The organism is Polynucleobacter victoriensis (assembly GCF_900187875.1).
GTDB classification, from domain to species: domain Bacteria; phylum Pseudomonadota; class Gammaproteobacteria; order Burkholderiales; family Burkholderiaceae; genus Polynucleobacter; species Polynucleobacter victoriensis.
In genome coordinates, this window is the sequence record NZ_FYEX01000001.1 from 537,444 (window position 1) to 551,714 (window position 14,271).

At 42.9% G+C, this 14,271-nt stretch carries 18 protein-coding genes; 8 read left to right on the plus strand and 10 right to left on the minus strand.

Annotation, left to right across the window (positions count from 1 at the left end):
• Nucleotides 1–5 precede the first annotated feature (5 nt).
• The gene (locus tag CFR83_RS02785) at nt 6–896 is read left to right on the plus strand and encodes an AEC family transporter (protein WP_088812454.1); all 891 of its coding nucleotides are present in this window, start codon (nt 6–8) and stop codon (nt 894–896) included.
• Between the two features lie 44 nt (nt 897–940).
• On the opposite strand, the gene murB is transcribed toward CFR83_RS02785, so the two are convergent.
• Nucleotides 941–1,948 carry a UDP-N-acetylmuramate dehydrogenase gene (gene murB, locus CFR83_RS02790; RefSeq protein ID WP_088812455.1) on the minus strand — a complete coding sequence of 336 codons (1,008 nt, stop codon included), beginning with the start codon at nt 1,946–1,948 and terminating at the stop codon, nt 941–943.
• Between the two features lie 49 nt (nt 1,949–1,997).
• Between murB and CFR83_RS02795 the strand changes: the two genes are divergently transcribed.
• On the plus strand, nt 1,998–2,483 hold the full coding sequence (locus CFR83_RS02795; RefSeq protein ID WP_088812456.1) for a YajQ family cyclic di-GMP-binding protein: 486 nt from the start codon (nt 1,998–2,000) through the stop codon (nt 2,481–2,483).
• Between the two features lie 58 nt (nt 2,484–2,541).
• Here the strand turns inward: CFR83_RS02795 and CFR83_RS02800 are convergent, their stop codons facing one another.
• Together CFR83_RS02800 and xseA are read right to left on the minus strand one after the other, a co-directional pair.
• Nucleotides 2,542–3,120, minus strand: a complete 579-nt coding sequence (locus CFR83_RS02800) for a urate hydroxylase PuuD (RefSeq protein ID WP_088812457.1) — start codon at nt 3,118–3,120, stop codon at nt 2,542–2,544.
• A 128-nt stretch (nt 3,121–3,248) separates the two neighbouring features.
• Nucleotides 3,249–4,472 (minus strand): exodeoxyribonuclease VII large subunit, encoded by a 1,224-nt coding sequence (gene xseA / locus CFR83_RS02805; protein WP_088812458.1) that lies wholly within the window; start codon nt 4,470–4,472, stop codon nt 3,249–3,251.
• A 296-nt stretch (nt 4,473–4,768) separates the two neighbouring features.
• On the opposite strand from xseA, the gene CFR83_RS02810 reads away from it, so the two are divergent.
• The 6 genes from CFR83_RS02810 to adk all read left to right on the plus strand — a co-directional run bounded on the left by CFR83_RS02810 (nt 4,769) and on the right by adk (nt 8,768).
• Nucleotides 4,769–5,386, plus strand: coding sequence for a MotA/TolQ/ExbB proton channel family protein (locus CFR83_RS02810; RefSeq protein ID WP_088812459.1), 618 nt, complete (start codon nt 4,769–4,771; stop codon nt 5,384–5,386).
• Nucleotides 5,387–5,396: 10 nt separating this feature from the next.
• Complete coding sequence (locus tag CFR83_RS02815) at nt 5,397–5,852, plus strand: ExbD/TolR family protein (protein ID WP_088812460.1); 456 nt, start codon at nt 5,397–5,399, stop codon at nt 5,850–5,852.
• Between the two features lie 8 nt (nt 5,853–5,860).
• Nucleotides 5,861–6,940, plus strand: coding sequence for a tetraacyldisaccharide 4'-kinase (gene lpxK / locus CFR83_RS02820; protein ID WP_088812461.1), 1,080 nt, complete (start codon nt 5,861–5,863; stop codon nt 6,938–6,940).
• Nucleotides 6,941–6,958: 18 nt separating this feature from the next.
• Nucleotides 6,959–7,129 carry a Trm112 family protein gene (locus CFR83_RS02825; protein WP_088812462.1) on the plus strand — a complete coding sequence of 57 codons (171 nt, stop codon included), beginning with the start codon at nt 6,959–6,961 and terminating at the stop codon, nt 7,127–7,129.
• Between the two features lie 29 nt (nt 7,130–7,158).
• A complete protein-coding gene (gene kdsB, locus CFR83_RS02830) occupies nt 7,159–7,914 on the plus strand; it encodes a 3-deoxy-manno-octulosonate cytidylyltransferase (protein ID WP_088812463.1) in 756 nt (251 codons plus the stop codon).
• Nucleotides 7,915–8,102: 188 nt separating this feature from the next.
• Nucleotides 8,103–8,768 carry an adenylate kinase gene (gene adk / locus CFR83_RS02835; protein ID WP_088812464.1) on the plus strand — a complete coding sequence of 222 codons (666 nt, stop codon included), beginning with the start codon at nt 8,103–8,105 and terminating at the stop codon, nt 8,766–8,768.
• A 105-nt stretch (nt 8,769–8,873) separates the two neighbouring features.
• Here adk and queC read toward each other — a convergent pair whose 3' ends face one another.
• The 7 genes from queC to tolQ all read right to left on the minus strand — a co-directional run bounded on the left by queC (nt 8,874) and on the right by tolQ (nt 14,237).
• Entirely contained in the window at nt 8,874–9,605 is a 732-nt protein-coding gene (gene queC / locus CFR83_RS02840) for a 7-cyano-7-deazaguanine synthase QueC (RefSeq protein WP_243383325.1), read from the minus strand.
• Nucleotides 9,606–9,611: 6 nt separating this feature from the next.
• Nucleotides 9,612–10,355 (minus strand): tol-pal system protein YbgF, encoded by a 744-nt coding sequence (ybgF, locus tag CFR83_RS02845; protein ID WP_088812465.1) that lies wholly within the window; start codon nt 10,353–10,355, stop codon nt 9,612–9,614.
• 23 nt (nt 10,356–10,378) lie between these two features.
• A complete protein-coding gene (pal, locus tag CFR83_RS02850; protein WP_088812466.1) occupies nt 10,379–10,861 on the minus strand; it encodes a peptidoglycan-associated lipoprotein Pal in 483 nt (160 codons plus the stop codon).
• 118 nt (nt 10,862–10,979) lie between these two features.
• On the minus strand, nt 10,980–12,293 hold the full coding sequence (tolB, locus tag CFR83_RS02855) for a Tol-Pal system beta propeller repeat protein TolB (RefSeq protein ID WP_243383326.1): 1,314 nt from the start codon (nt 12,291–12,293) through the stop codon (nt 10,980–10,982).
• Nucleotides 12,294–12,304: 11 nt separating this feature from the next.
• Nucleotides 12,305–13,129, minus strand: a complete 825-nt coding sequence (gene tolA, locus CFR83_RS02860; protein ID WP_243383327.1) for a cell envelope integrity protein TolA — start codon at nt 13,127–13,129, stop codon at nt 12,305–12,307.
• Between the two features lie 15 nt (nt 13,130–13,144).
• Nucleotides 13,145–13,567 carry an ExbD/TolR family protein gene (locus tag CFR83_RS02865; RefSeq protein ID WP_088812468.1) on the minus strand — a complete coding sequence of 141 codons (423 nt, stop codon included), beginning with the start codon at nt 13,565–13,567 and terminating at the stop codon, nt 13,145–13,147.
• Between the two features lie 13 nt (nt 13,568–13,580).
• Nucleotides 13,581–14,237, minus strand: coding sequence for a protein TolQ (gene tolQ / locus CFR83_RS02870; RefSeq protein WP_088812469.1), 657 nt, complete (start codon nt 14,235–14,237; stop codon nt 13,581–13,583).
• Nucleotides 14,238–14,271 lie beyond the last annotated feature (34 nt).

Below are 14,271 nucleotides of genomic sequence, written 5' to 3' on the forward strand. Positions count from 1 at the left end.
CGACATTGAATCCAGCTTTTTTATTACTTCCTGATTTCTTACTCATTTTGCTTGGGTTCATCTTAGTACGCTTTACACATCTTGATAAGAACATTTGGACAAGCGCTGAAAAGCTTGTCTACTACTTGTTATTCCCATCACTTTTGTTCAATGCCATCAATCAAACTAGGTTTGATTGGGGTGGCACCTACACCATGATTTTTGTGGCAGCCATCGCCTTTTTTTCAGCGATGGGGCTTAGCTTTATCTCCAAATGGATCTTTAAGCCAACAGACTTAAGCTGGTCCTCAGGATTTCAGACGGCCTTTCGCTTTAACTCATACATTGCCTTTGCTGCAGCTGGCAGACTAGCCGGCGAAGAAGGTGTAGCGTTAATGGCACTAATTAGTGGCTGCTTGGTACCAATTGCTAATGCAGCAGCAGTTTGGTCCTTAGCTAAACACTCAGAGTCACACATTTTCAAAGAATTAATTAAAAATCCTCTAATCATTGCAACCGTCCTTGGATTAATTAGCAATGTTCTTGGGCTAAGAATGCCTGACTATTTGGCGCTCAGCTTATCGCGTTTAGGTGCGGCCTCTATTGCCCTAGGCTTACTAAGTGTTGGCGCAGGACTCATGTGGGTTAAAAGCAAAAAAGATGGCGCACTAGTGGCATATTGGACCGGCATTAAATTGTTAGCCTGCCCGGCCATTGCATTATTTTTTGGCAAATATTTTGATTTACCCCAAGCTCAACTTAACAGCGTGGTGCTATTTGCAGCAATGCCTACTGCAACGAGTGCCTATGTGCTTGCCAACAGAATGGGTGGCGATGGACCACTTGTGGCTATTTGTATTTCTGTGATGACTTTAGCTGCTGCGGTAACTTTACCAATGTGGCTAATGTTCCTCTGACAACACAATCACTCTACCTCACTAGCTCACTCTCACACTCGCGGTTAGTTAAAGATAACGGGCTCAACGGTTAAAGAAACATCAAAAGTTTCTTTAACCTTCTTTTTAATTTGCTCCGCTAATTGCAGCAACTCTCCTCCAGTGCCACTGCCATGATTAACAAGCACCAAGGCTTGCTTCTCATAAACACCTACTTGCCCCAACTTATATCCCTTAAAGCCGCACTGATCGATTAACCAGCCAGCAGCTAACTTCCATTCTTGCCCACTAGGGTAGGCAACTAGTTGAGGGAATTGCTGCTTTAACTGTTGATACAACTCATTGGTGACCACAGGGTTATGAAAGAAACTACCGGCATTACCAATCACTTGAGGATCTGGCAACTTACTTCTTCGAATCTCGCACACTCGATGAAAGATGTCGATGGGCTTTAATGAATCCTGATTAGTAAATGCTTTTGCCAATTCTGTATAACCCAGTTTTGCTTCCCATTGTTTTGGCAAGGCAAAACAAACTGAAATCACCACATAACGATTGGGCTCATCTTTAAAAATACTATGACGGTATGAGAACTTGCAATCCTGTTTATTTAAAGTAACAAATTCATGGCGACTTTTATCAAATGCCTGAAGGCTCTCAAATACTTCCTGGAGCTCTACACCATAAGCACCAATATTTTGTATGGGAGCTGCTCCTACCGTACCAGGTATTAAAGCTAAGTTCTCTAATCCTGGATATCCCATATCAAGCGACCACTGAACGAAGTCATGCCAAGACTCACCTGCCATGGCTTCAACATAAAAGTGTGTAGCAGTTTCTTTTAATAAAGATTTGCCTTTTATTTGCATGAGGGCTGTATAGCCTGGCAAATCTTTTGCCAAAACCAAGTTGCTACCGCCCCCAAAGACCTGCCAAGGCTGCCTGTCAGACTCTGCTTTAGATATAAATTCCACCACATCTGACTTATTCTCTAAATAAGCCAAATACTGAGCGGATACATCAAATCCAAAGGTGTTGTGAGCACGCAAACTAGCGTGTAAATCGATCTTCATGCCACAATCTTAACTGTGATTAACTTTACTTTTGATTTTTAGGTGAACTATGCCCTCATTTGACGTTGTTTGTGAACCAGACATGATTGAAGTAAAAAATGCTCTTGAGCAAGCTAATAAAGAGATTTCTACTCGTTTTGACTTCAAGGGATCTGATGCAAGAATTGAACAAAAAGGTGAAGAATTAACCCTATTTGGCGATGATGATTTCAAACTCAGACAAGTGCGTGATGTACTTTTAGCCAAGCTCGCTAAGCGCAATGTGGATGTGCGTTTTCTAAAAGACGGCAAGCTTGAGAAAATATCTGGCGACAAACTTAAACAAATTGTTGAAATCCAAAAAGGTATCAGCACAGAACTTGCCAAGAAAATTGTGCGCATCATCAAAGATAGCAAGATCAAAGTACAAGCAAGTATCCAAGGCGATGCAGTGCGTGTAACAGGTGCTAAGCGCGATGATCTACAAACAACCATGGCCATGCTTCGTAAAGATGTTGAAGAAGCGCCATTGGGCTTTAATAACTTTAGGGATTAATCTAATCAATAATAAAAAAGAGGAGCCTAGGCTCCTCTTTTTTTGATGCTTCAGTTGATTACAAGCCAGCGTTTTGCTGTGCAACCATCATATAGAGCATTGGTACTGACAACATCGTATTAAAACGTGAAGTCAACATTGCTAAACGTGCAGCAGCAGCTTTTTCAGCAGCTTCCACTTGAACAATGCCTAGAGCTTTTTTCTGATTTGGCCAGATGATGAACCAAACGTTAAATGCCATCACAAGAGCCAACCACATACCAATACCAATTGCTACAACTGGTTGTTGGAATGTCAAAGCTTGAACTAGGTAGCCGTTAGCAGCAGCCAACAATAAACCTGTTACCACAGTAAATAGCGCAGCGTAGCGGAACCAGAACAAAGCCGTTGGGGCAATTACTTTACTAATCGCAGGTTTTTGCTCATCTGGAATCTTTGGCATTGATGGAATCTGTACAAAGTTGAAGTACCAAAGCAAGCCAATCCACATCACACCTACCAACACGTGCAACCAACGAACCACAAATGCACCCCAAGCATGATCAAAATTCACTGATCCAACACCAAGAACGATCAAAATCAATAAAACAAAACCAGCCAAAACTGTGCGTTGTAATGATTGCAATATTGATGCCATATAAATTCCCCTTTGCAATATTTATAAAAGATTAAAAACCTAATTAGGTCTTTAAGTTATAGCAAGCCAAATTATCCATGATTTATGAATATTTCGTGCAAACCACCCAAACAGATCACAAGCAATAGTTATTGGCTCACTCGAATATTCTTGACTTCAGATACAGTGATATCCGAGCAATCTTCAGCAAGACGTAGTTCATAGCTTTGTTTTTGTTGAATTTGCTGTGCACTCTTAATCGCTTGCCCCTCTGCATCCAATAAAACAGCGTAACCACGATCCAATGTGCGCTGAGGGCTTAATAACTCCAAATGATTGCGCCAGGTTTGATGCTGTTGGCGATGAGTTTGTATATTGACCTGCCAAGCCTGATTCAAACGCACTGTTAATTGCTGCGCTTTTTCTCTCATGCGATCAGGATTTGGCAAGGCATGATTTAAACGTAATGCCAATTGATCCAAACGCTGCACTTCTTTATCAATTCTTTGAGTCAGCCTAACGCTCATGCGCTGCGCTAAAACATCTAAGTCTTGCAATAATGCATCTCTATTAGGGGTTGCCAACTCAGCAGCGCCAGTTGGCGTCGGCGCCCGAAGATCAGCGACAAAATCTGCAATTGTGAAATCCGTTTCATGTCCAACGCCTGAGACGATGGGTACCGGTGATTTAGCAATCACTCGAGCGAGTTGCTCGTCATTAAAACACCAAAGGTCTTCAATGCTGCCACCGCCTCTTACCAATAGGATGACCTCAATATCGCCTTGTTTGGCATCAAGATACGCACGATTTAAAGCTAGGCTCAATGCAGCAGGTGCATCAGCTCCTTGAACTAGGCTTGGGTAAACAATGATGGGGATGTGAGGGGCGCGGCGCTCCAAAGTACTCAAAACGTCTTTTAGGGCAGCCGCTTGGGCTGAGGTAATGACACCTATGGCTTTTGGATGTTTTGGTAATGGGCGCTTTTTTGCCTCATCAAAGAGACCTTCTTTATTTAGCTTTTCTTTTAACTTCAAAAACGCTTCATAAAGACCACCTTGACCTGCACGCCTCATCAATCCAACGTTTAACTGCAAGTCACCCCTAGGAACATACACACCTAAGTTAGCAGCTACTTCTACTAAATCGCCCTCTTTAGGGACAAAACCAACTTGACCATTACGGCCACGGAACATTACACAGCGAATCTGCCCGTCGGCATCTTTTAAAGAAAAGTACCAATGCCCGCTGTCATAAGCCTTGAAGTTAGAAATCTCCCCTCTAACCCAGACATTACCGATGTGCGTCTCTAAAACACCAGCAATGGTGCGGTTTAGATCCCCAACCCCGATAATCTGCCTTGATATTTCTGTCATTTTTTACCGTCAATTTCGTATTTATAAGGGTCTTAGCCTAAAAACTATCCACAAGCCTAATTTAGTCCTAGACAAAAACACATAAAAGCTGCTCAGATCCAGTAACTATGGTGCAACATATTGATTTATATAAACTTAATTAAAATCAGTATTTTTAAAAAATCATACCTCTACGAAGAATCAATGGCTTAGAAAGCAACTTAAAGAAAGTTTTTCACAGAGTTATCCACAACCTTGATGTCTGTTTTTAATCATTGAATTCTGAGCACATAGAACCTTCGTTTAAAGTATAGGGTATGTATAGCATCCTAATCGCCGCCGGTTGGCCTGTATGGCCTCTTTTATTGACCTCAATTGTGGCTTTAGCCATTCTGATTGAACGAATTTGGTTCCTACAAGCAAAACGCATAGCACCCCCACATTTAGTTGATGGCGCTATTCAGTTAGCAGATTCGGGAGCATTAAAAAATTCACAAAGCGCTCAACAAGCTACAGATACCCTAGCCAGTGCTGCGCCACTGGGCACAATTTTGTCAGCAGCTTTACTTGCAAAAGCACAGTCATCAGACGAAGAAAAGATTGTTGAGGCTATGCAAGAAGCAGCGGCTGAAGTAACTATTTTGCTAGAGCGCTACATGGGTGCACTAGCAACCATTGCAACAATCGCGCCATTACTAGGTTTATTTGGCACAGTGGTTGGCATGATTGAAATTTTCGGTAGCCAACAAGGCACTGGTGCTAATCCACAACAACTAGCGCATGGCATCTCAATTGCTTTGTACAACACTGCTTTTGGTTTACTAATTGCCATACCTGCCTACGCAGGATGGCGCGGCTTGAAAGCCATGATTGAAAAGCGTCAACGCGAATGCGAAGCGGCAGCAAAAAAATTACTGCGTCATTTAATGAAGTGATTCAACTTAAATGCTATTTAACAGTGTTCGCAAAAAGAGTTTTTTTCATGGTGTATCTACCACCAGCGACCAAACTGCGCCTGAAATTAATTTGATTCCATTTATTGATGTGTTGTTGGTGATTTTGATTTTTTTAATGATCTCTACAACGTTCACGCGCTACCAAGAACTGTCCATTACCTTACCAAGCGCAGAGGGTGCTGCTGCAAAAGGAAAGCCCAGAGATATTGCAGTGGCAATTTCTTCTGATGGCCGTGTTGCAATTGATGGCAAACGTATTGCACTAGATCAACTAACTAATGTTCTAACAGCATCTGCCAAAAATACTGGTGGTGATAATGGTCCCAATGTGATCATCGCTGCTGATGGGAAAGCACCACATCAATCAGTGATGCTAGTGATGGAAGCAGCAAGAAACGCCAACTTACCTAATGTTGTTTTTGCCACCCAATCTAAAAGCAAATAATTAAGCTCATGAGCGCCAATCAAAGTCTGACACAAGCACCCCAGTACTGGGAGAAGAAAGGTCTCAAAGCTTTAGCGATATGGCCGCTCTCAAAAGTATTCGGGATAGCGAGCTCAATCAGAAGGTTTTTATACGATTTAGGCATCATTAAAAGCAGCGCGTTACCTGTACCCGTTGTGATTGTTGGCAATATTCGCGTGGGTGGTACAGGCAAAACACCAACCGTGCTAGCGCTTGCAAAAACACTTCATGCCAAAGGCTTTCGTCCAGGAATTATTTCTAGGGGTTACAAAGGCTCTAATCAAGAAGCCACAGAAGTCACCACCTCATCATTACCCAGTATTGTTGGTGATGAACCGTGTTACATGGCCAGACAACTTCAACACTTGAATATACCTATTTTTGTTCACCCAAACAGAGTCAGTGCAGGACAACAACTACTCCAACAATATCCGCATGTAAATGTGATCATCAGTGATGATGGCTTGCAACATTACAAGCTAAGACGTTGGCCTGCCCGCGAGGGTGGCCACGATATTGAATTAGTTATTCGTGATGCAAGAGGCGAAGGCAATCAATTTTTATTGCCAGCGGGCCCACTTAGAGAAAGTGCAAGTCGCCCACGCGACTTCACTTTCAATCTAGGGCTCACAGAATCTACTGGCCCTTACTTTCAGGATGCGCCTAGTTTTGATTTAGAGATTAAGATTGGCAATATCTACCAACTCAAAGAACCATCTCGTCAAATTTCATTAACTGCTATTAGTGATTTATTTGATAGTGGAGCGCCAAGCAAACAACAATTACTAGCTGCTGCAGGTCTTGGTAACCCAAAAAAGTTTTTTCAGTTACTCAAAGATGCTGGCCTTGAGTTTAATGAACTACCCCTACCCGACCACTTCGACTTTTTAAGTAATCCTTTTGGAGATAGAACCGAAAAAGTGATACTCATCACGGAGAAGGATGCCGTAAAATGCATGCAACTCAACGATTACAAGGATGATGAGCGTATTTGGGTGTTACCTGTGACAGTTGACCTACCAAATGATTTTGTCGATCAAATGGTAGATATTCTGAAACGCCCTTAATCAATACATCAAACAATCATGGATAAACGTTTACTAGATATTTTGGTTTGCCCTATTTGCAAATCGCCATTGCATCATGATGTTGAAAATAATGAATTGGTCTGCAAAGCTGATCAATTGGCTTTTCCGATTCGTGATGGTATTCCAGTGATGTTGGTTGCAGAAGCGCGCAACCTGGGCGAGAAATAAGACATCCGTCTATTTGAGACAACTATTTAATGACATCAAAAATACCATTCATCGCAGTGATTCCAGCACGTCTGGCATCTACGCGTTTACCGAATAAACCTTTAGCCGATATTGGTGGTAAACCGATGGTGGTCCGAGTTGCAGAGCGCGCTTTGCAATCTGGTGCAACTCGCGTAGTGGTAGCAGTGGATGACCAAAGTATTTTTGATGCTTGCAAAGCACATGGTCTCGATGTGATGTTAACAAGCAAGAATCATCCGACGGGCACTGACCGTCTTAGCGAAGTGGCAAGCAAACTAAATCTTGGCGATGATGAAATCGTGGTGAACGTCCAAGGTGATGAACCATTAATACCACCCGAATTAATTACCCAAGTTGCGCAAACATTGGCAGAACACCCTAATGCTCAGATTGCTACAGCAGCACTAAAAATTCATGATGCGGCAGAGGTAAATAATCCTAATGCCGTCAAAGTAGCAATGGATAAGAACTGCAGAGCATTGTATTTTTCAAGAGCGCCTATTCCGTTTACAAGGGACGCTGATAAATTCCAAGCGCAGTGCTATCGCCACATTGGCATGTATGCCTATAAAGCGAGTTTTTTAAAAGAATTTTCTGGGCTAGCACCGGCACCCATCGAAGAAGCTGAATCATTAGAGCAGCTAAGAGCCATGTGGTACGGCTATACGATTCAGGTACTGCTAACAGACTCAGCCCCACCCCCAGGTGTTGATACAGCAGAAGACCTCGAGCGCGTGCGCCAAGTTTTTGCACAAAAAGCCTAAATCAGCAAAAAAATGCCAAAAATTACCCTAATTTAGGGAAATCCTGAGGCTCAAAAATTGGCTTTCAGGCTAAATAATGGGAAAATTACTAAATAAAGGCATGAGTCAGTTTGTTGTCAAAAAAACAACCTACTCTTGTCTTTTTTCAATTCAACCAATACCTACAAACAAGAAAAAGGGAGTTAACCATGCGATTGATCCTATTAGGCGCACCAGGTGCCGGTAAAGGAACGCAGGCTAAATTTATATGTGAGAAATTTGGTATTCCACAAATTTCTACAGGCGATATGTTGCGCGCTGCTGTTAAAGCAGGCACACCATTAGGTATTGAAGCTAAAAAAGTGATGGATGCAGGCGGCTTGGTTTCTGATGAAATCATCATCGGTTTGGTTAAAGACCGTTTAACTCAAGCTGATTGCGCCAAAGGTTATTTGTTCGACGGTTTCCCACGCACAATTCCTCAAGCTCAAGCGATGAAAGATGCGGGCGTACCGATTGATTACGTTCTAGAAATCGATGTGCCATTTAGCGCAATTATTGATCGTATGAGTGGTCGCCGCGTGCACGTTGCATCTGGCCGCACTTATCACGTGACGTTTAACCCACCGAAAGTGGCGGGTAAAGACGATGAAACAGGTGAAGACTTGATTCAACGTGAAGACGATAAAGAAGAAACTGTGAAGAAACGTTTAGACGTTTATGACGCTCAAACACGTCCATTGGTTGAGTACTACTCAAGCTGGTCTAAGAATGGTGATCCAGCTGCCAAGGTACCAGCACCTGCATACCGCAAGGTAGAGGGCACTGGCTCTGTTGAGGCTATTACAACCAGCGTATTTGCTGCTCTTAAGTAATTCAGTTTGTTTGCTTGATTAACTAGCTTTATTGAGATGATTTAATAAGCTGATTCATTAAGTTAACAAATAAAAAACCCGGTTAAATTGAACTAACCGGGTTTTTTATTTGGCGTAGTGTGTTGGATCGGAGATCCCAGCAGATTTGAAACCTTCTCTTCGCAAGCGACATGACTCACATTGCCCACAAGCCAAGCCTTCTGAATTAGCCTGGTAGCAAGAAACTGTTTGTGAGAAATCAACGCCTAGCTCGATACCAGTTTTGATGATTTCTGCTTTACTCATTTTGATGATTGGCGCATGAACTCTGAATCGAGTTGACTCTTCATGTGATTCAACCCCAACCTTGGTGGCCAAATTAGCAGTCGCTTCAAAAGATTTAACGTAATCAGGTCGACAATCTGGATATCCGGAGTAATCGACGGCATTAGCACCAAAGAAAATATCCAAGCCCCCTAATGCTTCAGCCCAGCCTAACGCTACTGACAACATGATGGTGTTGCGTGCTGGCACATAGGTGATCGGAATTTCATCTTGCGGCCCAGGACTGGTTGGCACTGCATACGCATCATCCGTTAATGCAGAACCACCCACAAAACGCCTTAAATCCAAATCAATGATCTCGTGTCTAACAGCACCAATTGAGCGCGCTACGCGCACGGCAGCATCCAACTCTGAGGAGTGGCGTTGGCCATATCTAAAGGAGAGTGCATATGGTGCATAGCCTAGCTTTTTTGCTATAGCCAATACAGTTGCCGAATCCAAACCACCCGATAACAGCACTACTGCTGGTGCGTTTGGCTGTCTGGCATGCATCGACTGAAAATCAACAGACATAAAATATTATTTAAGACGTTTTAATGCTTGCTTAGCCAAACCAGCTGCTTCACTATCTGGATGTTTAGCAATCAAGTTTTCCAAAGTTTTTTTACCTGCAGGTTTTGCGCCTGACTCAATTTGACTATTAGCAAGAGTTAGCAATGCATCCGGCACACGAGCATGCAATGGGTAGCGCTTAACCATGGACTGTAATGTGGCAATGGCTGTCTTATAGTCTTTTTGAGCGTACTCAGAGTTTCCTAACCAAAATTGTGCCAAGGGCCAATAAGGACTGTCTGGGTATTTTTTAACAAAGCTCTGAAAGCCGTTATCTGCTTTTTTAAGATTGCCATCTTGGAAAGCTTTTAAAGCAGCCTCATAAGCCTGTTGCTCACCAGGTTGAACTTTGCCCTGTACACCCTCAATCTCCATCACTTGAGGTTCAAAACTTTTCATGCGCCCATTTAAATCTTGGTAAAAAGTTTTTTGCTGGGCTGTTAACTCTTGTACTTGCTTTTCAAGTAACTCTGTTTGACCACGCAATTTAGCGTTTTCTTGAGTTAACTCATCTAGCTGACTTTGCATCTCAATCTGAGATTTTTGTGCAGCACTAACTTGTGCCCGCAAATCCAAAATGGCTTTGCGCGCTTCGTTATCTTCTAGCAACGCCAGCGCTGGTTGACTAAAGCCGCTCAATGCAACAAAAACAACAGCGGCCAAAGCCGCTGTTGAAGTGTGCAGAAAATTAAAACGTTGTGACTGCTGCATACGGTTTATTTTCTCTTTCAAAATTAGTAGGCAATATCAGCACGGCGATTTTCTTGCCATGCAGCCTCATTGCTACCCTGTGCTTTGGGCTTTTCTTTACCAAAACTCACCGCTTCCATTTGTGAGTCAGACACACCTAGCAATGACAATGATTTACGCACAGCTTCTGAACGACGTTGACCTAGTGCCAAGTTGTATTCGGTTGTGCCGCGTTCGTCTGTATTACCTTCAATTTTGATCTTGCGATCTTTATTAGCCTTTAGGTAGTTGGCGTGTGCTTGCAAAGTTGCTTGATATTCAGCCTTAACCGCATAACTATCAAAATCAAAATAAACACTGCGCTTGAACAATGGGCTCTTTGGATCATTCCAAGGTTGTGAGCTGTAATCAGTACCAGCGCCACCCTTACCATCAACATCATCTAACTTAACGCCTGATGCACAAGCTGTTAACAAAGCCACGGACAACAATAATGTTGCGCGACGAGCGATTGAAAATTGTTTCATTTGTTTCCCCAAATTTAATATTTAAATGATTTTGTTAAGTGAAAAAACAATTTTTCACTTAATTTGTGTCTATCGTATCAAATCAATCTGAAATAAGCACTTTTTCAGATTCATTTGATTAATCCATGAATGGGCCCCAGGCAGGCTCGCGGATATCAGCCCCAGGCAAACTTAACATTTGTTTATTTTTACCGTCAATTGATACTGCCATGAGAACCGGCTTATTGCCGGAGCGCATGGCATACAGAATGTAACGACCATTGGCGGCAAAAGTAGGTGTCTCATCACGAATGCCATCACTTAAAGCCACAACTTCACCACTTGCTAGATCTTGTAGATGCAAACGATAAGCGCCAGAAACTCTGGCAATGTAGGCTAAATTTTTACCATCAGGCGACAAGCGTGGACTAGTCACAAAGCCATGCTTAAAGGTAACGCGTTGAGCAGCTCCAGCAGATTCGCCCTCTACAGGCATACGATAAATTTGCGGGCTGCCACCACGATCACTCGTGAAATAAATCCACTTACCATCAGGCGACCACTGTGGCTCTGTATCAATCGAATAGCCACGAGTTAAACGTTGCAAACCAGAACCATTGGCATTGATTTTATAAATCTGAGTATTGCCATCTTTCGATAAAGCAATCGCTAATTGGCTACCATCCATTGACCATGATGGCGCACTGTTATTACCCTTTTGATTAGAAAGAACAGTACGACGCCCTGTTGCTAACTCATGTACATAAATCACTGGCTTACGTGACTCAAAAGAAACATAAGCTACCTTTTTGCCATCTGGTGACCATGTTGGCGAAATAATAGGCTCATTACTTGAGAGCGCAGGACGAGCATTTTCACCATCAGAATCAGAAATCACCAAACGATGGCTCTTACCAGATCGAATCACGTAGGATAAGCGTGTTGAAAAGATACCTCGCTCACCCAAAATCTTTTGAATGATGTCATCGGCAATTTTGTGACCTGCCAAACGCAAATCATCAGCAGTAACAGTAACAACTAAACCACCTAAACTTTCATTTTTACGAATATCAAATAAGCGATAACGAATCTCAAAACGGCCATCTGATAATTTAGTCACACTACCTACTGCCAAAGCATCAGCTCCGCGTGCAGACCATGACTTGTAGTCAGGGTTGATATCCCAACCCAATTCTGCAGAACCTGATTCAACGTTACGAATAGCTCCACTTCTTGTTAAGTTCGAGCGAACCACATCGGTTACCTTGAGGGGTAATTGATTTTCACCAACAAAGCGCATTGCGGCCACTGGGAATAATGACTGACCCACTCCAGTAATCTCAATATTCATTTGCGCATGCGCCCCAGTTGAGGCGGCAATCATGGCAACAGCCATCAACCAAAGTTTGGCTGATTTTGTTAGAAAAGCTTGCATCACTGAAATTGATTTCATTGTGTATCTCATTAGTCTTTTGGCTTAAACGTTAAACGTACTTGCTTAGGCACCTTGCCATCATCATCTTTAGGCAAAGTTTGTGCATCATCAATGGCTCTTAAAACAGCTTTGTCCCATGCAGCATCACCACTACTCTTTAATACTTTTCTGCTCACAATTGTGCCATCAGGCGCTAACTCTACACCCACTTCAACCGCCGGATTACCTGCCACCAAAGATGGATTAAAAACAATGAGTGGCAAGATTTTTCGGCGCACTTTATCTGCGTAGCCTGGCTTAGCATTACCGCCACCACCCACACCATCACCAACCACACCACCGCGACCACCAGCAGCACCTTCTTTACCAGCTGCAGAACGTAGACGCGCCAATTGATCTGCACGTGCTTTATCTTGAGCTAGCGCCTCCTTGCGTTCAGCCTCTGCCTTAGCTTTTTCTTTAGCTGCATCTTGTTTTTGTTTTGCTAATTTTTCTTCTTCAGCTTTTTGCTTTTTAAGCTCTTTAGGGTCTACTTTCTTAGCTGGTTTTACTTCTTCTTTTTTAGGCTCAGGTTTTTTCTGAGCTTCCTTTTTCTTCTTTAGTGCAATGTCCGCTTTTTCATCGGCATCAATTTTTGGATCCACATTCGCTGGAGCACTTTTAATTACTGGAACGTTATCCCAAATTTCTGCTTCAAGACCTGCTGGCGTTTGGCTCTTCCAATTCAATCCAACTGTTAAAAATAGCATTAATAAAAGGTGCATCCCCATGGCCCACAAAAAGGCCTTGCCAGTTCCAGGCTCAGCCTGAAAGCGATCACGCAATGGAAAACCTGGGAATGTGGCTGCGCTCACTCAGTCTCTCTACGTTTAGTTGCTCTTAACTGCCAAGCCAACGCGTTTGATGCCGTTTTCTTTGAGGCGCGCCATGACATCCATCACGATTTCATACTTGATCGATTTATCAGCTGCAATCACCATCGGCTGATCAGGGGTTAGCTCTGCACGCTCGCGTGCAAAAGCACCTAACTCAGCCCGACTAACAGTTTTGTCTGCCTTACCTTCACTCTTAATCAAAATCACTTCTTCAGCAGAAATGTTAATAAGTACAGGGGGCATAGGTTGTATTTGCGCACCACCCACTGTTGGCAAACTCACAATGCCTGGATTAACCATTGGAGTTGTGACCATAAAAATAACCAAGAGCACCAACATGACATCAATGTATGGAACCACATTGATGTCTGCCATCGCCCTTCTGCGTCCACCAGTTTTTCTAGAGATGCTAGCCATAAGGAATCCCTATTTAGCGAACTTGTTGCTGACGTTGCAAGATATTTGAGAACTCTTCAATGAAAGTTTCAAAACGAATTGATAAGCGATCAATGTCAGCAGCATTACGGTTATAAGCCACTACCGCAGGAATTGCCGCAAACAAACCAATTGCTGTTGCCACCAATGCTTCTGCAATGCCCGGAGCTACACTAGCCAAGGTAGCTTGTTGCACATTAGCTAAGCCACGGAATGAGTTCATGATGCCCCACACGGTACCAAACAAACCAATGTATGGAGAGACAGACCCAACTGATGCCAAGAATGGCAAGTTAGCCTCTAAGGTGTCCATCTCACGCTGGTAAGCAGCTTTCATGGCACGACGTGCACCGTCAATCTCTTTACCTTTTAAGAACTCTTGCATGCCACTTTCAAAAATACGTTCTAGGCTGGCTGCTTGATCTTTGTTACGCATCGCGCCTTGCAATAAAGTATTTAAATCACCACCTGACCAAAAATCTCTCTCAAAGCGTTCGGTATCTTGGCGCACCGCTTTGAGTGCTAGGCCTTTTCTAAAAATAATGGTCCATGACGCTACTGAAAGACTTAGCAATAAGAGCATGACCAATTGCACCAGAACACTGGCATTAAGTACTAGCGACAGAATTGATAAATCTTGAGTAGCGTGCATATCGATTAATTTCAGTAGTAATAAATTGTTTAAG

Coding starts and splice junctions, on each gene's coding strand:
- CFR83_RS02865 (WP_088812468.1), bottom strand. CDS start 13,567: ATGGCTAGCATCTCTAGAAAAACTGGTGGACGCAGAAGGGCGATGGCA.
- xseA (WP_088812458.1), bottom strand. CDS start 4,472: ATGACAGAAATATCAAGGCAGATTATCGGGGTTGGGGATCTAAACCGC.
- CFR83_RS02800 (WP_088812457.1), bottom strand. CDS start 3,120: ATGGCATCAATATTGCAATCATTACAACGCACAGTTTTGGCTGGTTTT.
- CFR83_RS02825 (WP_088812462.1), top strand. CDS start 6,959: ATGGATAAACGTTTACTAGATATTTTGGTTTGCCCTATTTGCAAATCG.
- murB (WP_088812455.1), bottom strand. CDS start 1,948: ATGAAGATCGATTTACACGCTAGTTTGCGTGCTCACAACACCTTTGGA.
- kdsB (WP_088812463.1), top strand. CDS start 7,159: ATGACATCAAAAATACCATTCATCGCAGTGATTCCAGCACGTCTGGCA.
- ybgF (WP_088812465.1), bottom strand. CDS start 10,355: ATGCAGCAGTCACAACGTTTTAATTTTCTGCACACTTCAACAGCGGCT.
- pal (WP_088812466.1), bottom strand. CDS start 10,861: ATGAAACAATTTTCAATCGCTCGTCGCGCAACATTATTGTTGTCCGTG.
- adk (WP_088812464.1), top strand. CDS start 8,103: ATGCGATTGATCCTATTAGGCGCACCAGGTGCCGGTAAAGGAACGCAG.
- tolB (WP_243383326.1), bottom strand. CDS start 12,293: ATGAAATCAATTTCAGTGATGCAAGCTTTTCTAACAAAATCAGCCAAA.
- lpxK (WP_088812461.1), top strand. CDS start 5,861: ATGAGCGCCAATCAAAGTCTGACACAAGCACCCCAGTACTGGGAGAAG.
- CFR83_RS02810 (WP_088812459.1), top strand. CDS start 4,769: ATGTATAGCATCCTAATCGCCGCCGGTTGGCCTGTATGGCCTCTTTTA.
- CFR83_RS02795 (WP_088812456.1), top strand. CDS start 1,998: ATGCCCTCATTTGACGTTGTTTGTGAACCAGACATGATTGAAGTAAAA.
- queC (WP_243383325.1), bottom strand. CDS start 9,605: ATGTCTGTTGATTTTCAGTCGATGCATGCCAGACAGCCAAACGCACCA.
- CFR83_RS02815 (WP_088812460.1), top strand. CDS start 5,397: ATGCTATTTAACAGTGTTCGCAAAAAGAGTTTTTTTCATGGTGTATCT.
- tolQ (WP_088812469.1), bottom strand. CDS start 14,237: ATGCACGCTACTCAAGATTTATCAATTCTGTCGCTAGTACTTAATGCC.